This is a genomic window from Acinetobacter sp. UBA3132, from assembly GCF_002364825.1.
GTDB classification, from domain to species: Bacteria; Pseudomonadota; Gammaproteobacteria; order Pseudomonadales; family Moraxellaceae; genus Acinetobacter; species Acinetobacter schindleri.
In genome coordinates, this window is record NZ_DEZM01000034.1 from 1 (window position 1) to 3,862 (window position 3,862).

The 3,862-nt window shown below is 46.3% G+C and carries 3 protein-coding genes; all 3 read left to right on the top strand.

What is annotated here, in order from left to right; all coding sequences use genetic code 11:
• Positions 1 to 144: 144 nt before the first annotated feature.
• Positions 145 to 1,476 (top strand): phosphoglucosamine mutase, encoded by a 1,332-nt coding sequence (glmM, locus tag B4033_RS01370; protein WP_286831381.1) that lies wholly within the window; start codon positions 145 to 147, stop codon positions 1,474 to 1,476.
• Positions 1,477 to 1,504: 28 nt separating this feature from the next.
• On the top strand, positions 1,505 to 2,161 hold the full coding sequence (pdxH, locus tag B4033_RS01375; protein WP_048882185.1) for a pyridoxamine 5'-phosphate oxidase: 657 nt from the start codon (positions 1,505 to 1,507) through the stop codon (positions 2,159 to 2,161).
• A partial coding sequence (gene recJ / locus B4033_RS01380; RefSeq protein ID WP_286831384.1) for a single-stranded-DNA-specific exonuclease RecJ occupies positions 2,162 to 3,862 on the top strand: 1,701 nt, incomplete at its 3' end. It lies immediately after the preceding gene.

Genomic DNA, 3,862 nt, shown 5'->3' on the forward strand with positions numbered 1-3,862 from the left:
CCAAACTATCGCGTTGGCTAATTTCCTTTCTGCACTCATTCGAAAAAAGCCGTCATAGCAATGACGGCTTTTTTATTTTGGTGTAAAGTGTTGCTCATTGTAAAAATGGATGGTGTAATTCATCCACTAAGAAGAGAGACAACAATGAGTTATTTTGGTACCGATGGTATTCGTGGCAAGTTTGGCGTATTGCCGATTACCCCTGAATTTGCACTTAAATTAGGCTTTGCAGCAGGGAAGGTACTCAAGCGACATAGCAAGAAAAATAAACCGCTGGTGGTGATGGGGAAAGATACCCGTTTATCAGGCTATATTTTGGAATCTGCCTTGCAGGCGGGCCTTAATGCGGCAGGTGTTTATGTACATTTACTGGGTCCATTACCGACTCCTGCAATTGCCCATTTGACCCGTGCACTGCATGCCAGTCTGGGTATTGTTATTTCAGCTTCTCATAATCCGTATTTTGATAACGGGATTAAATTTTTCTCTAGTGAAGGCAAGAAACTACCGGATGCCTTACAAGATGAAATTAATCAGGAGCTCGAAAAAGAAATAAGTATTGAAGATACGGCGAACCTGGGTAAAAGTTTCCGTGTCAAAGATGCTAATGGTCGTTATATCGAATTCTGTAAATCGACTTTCCCATATCATTTAGATCTGAATGATTTAACGATTGTAGTGGATTGTGCCAATGGGGCAGCCTATAACGTGGGTCCTGCAGTGTTCCGTGAATTGGGCGCAAAAGTTATTGCAATGTTTGATGATCCTGATGGTCTCAATATCAATAAAGACTGTGGCTCAACACATCCTGAGAATCTGCAAAAAGCAGTCGTTGAATATCAGGCTGATCTTGGGATTGCCTTTGATGGAGATGCTGACCGTGTCATTATGGTCGACAAAAACGGTGAGCAGATTACTGGTGACCATATTCTGTATATCCTTGCGACTCAGGCCAAAAATAAGCCAGCAGGAATTGTAGGCACACTCATGAGTAATATGGCGCTGGAACTGGCTCTAGAAAAAGCCCAAGTCCCATTCTTGCGTGCCAAGGTGGGTGACCGTTATGTATTACAAGGTCTGGAGCAAAAGGGCTGGGTCACTGGCGGTGAGCCATCCGGTCATATCCTGACATTAGACAAGAGCACCACGGGTGATGCCATTATTGCTGCGCTACAAGTATTGACAGTGATGGTCGAGCAGAAGAAAGCCCTGCATGAACTGGTAGCTGATTTCCGCTTGTTACCGAACGTATTGGTCAATGTACGTCTGGATGCCATGTTTGATCCGTACGCCGTCCCTGCGCTTGCTGCTGAATTTGAAAAAGCAGAACAACAGCTGAAAGGCCGTGGCCGCTTGCTGATTCGTAAGTCAGGTACTGAGCCGGTTATTCGTGTTATGGTGGAAGGCGAAGACCTGGATGAAGTCACTACACTGGCCCATTCATTGGCAGATGCTATACGTGCCAATGCTGCCTAAACTTGCTGACTGATTATAGAGAGATGGAATGACTGATTTAATTAAAGATCTGAGTGAACTACGCCTGAATTATCAGAAAGGCGAGCTGCTTGAGGATCAGGTTAAACTGGATCCACATGAACAGTTTTTGCTCTGGTTTAACCATGCCCTGGCAGCGCAATTGCATGAGCCTTATGCCATGTCACTGGCTACGGCAAATGCGCAAGGTCGTCCGCATGTACGCACAGTCTTGCTGCGTGGGGCGACTCCAGATGGCTATGCTTTCTATACCAATTATGATAGCCAGAAAGGGATGGATCTTGAGGTAAATCCTTATGCTGAGCTGCTATTTTACTGGCAGGAGCAGGAACGACAAATCCGTGTTTCTGGGCGTGTAGTTAAAATCTCTGAAGAAGAATCCACAGATTATTATCATAAGCGTCCACGTGACAGTCAGATTGCTGCGCATGTCAGTACGCCCCAGAGTGGTGTGATTGCCAGTCGTGATGAGCTGCAGCAGCGTTTCTGGGACTATCATGATACGATGGCGAACCAGGAACAGCTTGATAAGCCAGAATTCTGGGGTGGTTACCGTTTAGTACCTGATTATTATGAATTCTGGCAAGGACGTCCAAATCGTTTGCATGATCGTCTGAGTTATACCAAGAATGACGATGCCTGGACATTGCAGCGACTGATGCCATAAATGCCAAAACTTGAAATCAAGCAGCGCCCTTTACTGACCCGTCCTGAATCTTTTCAGGACGTACCCTCTTTTATTGCACAGATTCTGGCACGCCGTGGAGTGGAATCGCAGCAGGAGCTGGAGCTGAAACTCAAGCATCTGTTGGCACCGAGCATGAAAGGCTTGCCGGAAGCCATTCAGCTGATCGATGCAGCGATTGATGCAGGTCAGAAAATCGTGATTGTCGGTGATTATGATGCCGATGGTGCCACCAGTACCGCATTAATGCTGCTGGCACTGCGTGATATGGGAGCGGATGTTGATTATCTGGTCCCCGACCGTTTTAAATATGGCTATGGCTTAACGCCGGCAATTGCTGATCTGGCATTTGCCAGTTTTACCCCTGATCTACTCATTACTGTGGATAATGGTATTTCCAGTCATGACGGGGTGAAACAGGCACAAGATCATGGTATGCAGGTGATTATCACTGATCACCATCTTACCACCAAACCGACACCTGCTGCTGAAGCGGTGGTCAATCCAAATCAGCTGGGTTGTGATTTTCCAAGCAAGGCATTGGCCGGGGTCGGGGTGGCTTTTTATGTATTGGCCAATCTGTCCACCTATCGCAAGAAACTTGGAAAATCCACTAGCTCAATTATTAACTATCTTGATCTGGTGGCACTGGGAACGTATGCAGATGTAGCTAGCCTGGACTATAACAACCGCATTCTGGTTGATGCTGGACTGAAACGGATACAGCAGCACTTATGCCGTCCAGGGATTAGTGCACTGCTGGAAATCGCAGGGCGGGATGCAGCAACGTTAAAAGCCCAAGATCTCGGTTTTGTACTCGGTCCGCGCATTAATGCGGCTGGACGTATGGAAACCATGGATATCGGGATTGAATGTCTGCTCGCTAAAGATCTGGCAACTGCTTATCCACTCGCAGAACAGCTGAATCAGCTCAATGTCGAGCGCCGTCAGGTCGAAGGCAAGATCAAGCAGGAGGCGCTGGCTGAACTGGAAAAAATCCAGCTGGATGAAATGGAGCTGCCGGCTGCCCTGATCATGTTTGAACAGCATTGGCATCAAGGCGTGATTGGAATTGTCGCTGGACGTTTAAAAGAACAGTTTCATCGTCCAAGTATTGTTTTTGCTGCAGATGCAGATGGCATTCATATCAAGGGTTCTGCACGTTCAATTGAGGGGATTCATATCCGTGATGCGATTGAGCGGGTGGCTGAACAAAATCCACATATTGTCAGTCACTTTGGTGGGCATGCAGCAGCAGCAGGACTGACCATTAAAAAAGTACATTTTGCTGAATTTAAGCAGACCTTTGAACAGTTAATTGGCAGTATGGATGAAAGTCTGTTTACTGCAACGTTATGGACTGATGGGGAGCTGCCAGCCTCTGCATTTCAGATTGATACAGTAGATCTTCTGCATAATCTGAGCCCATGGGGACAAAAGTTTCCACAACCCATATTTGAAGGCATATTTAAAGTATTGGATTATCGCTGGCTTAAAGAGGTACATCTGAAGCTGCGAGTGGCGCTGGAAAATGGACAGGTGGTGGATGCGATTGCTTTTAATGCAGCCAGTAAATATCAGTTCGATCCAATGCAGGACAGTGTACGTCTGGTTTATGAACTGGACAAAAATATCTTTAATGGCAATGTCAGTTTGCAGATGCGGATTGCACATCTGGAACAG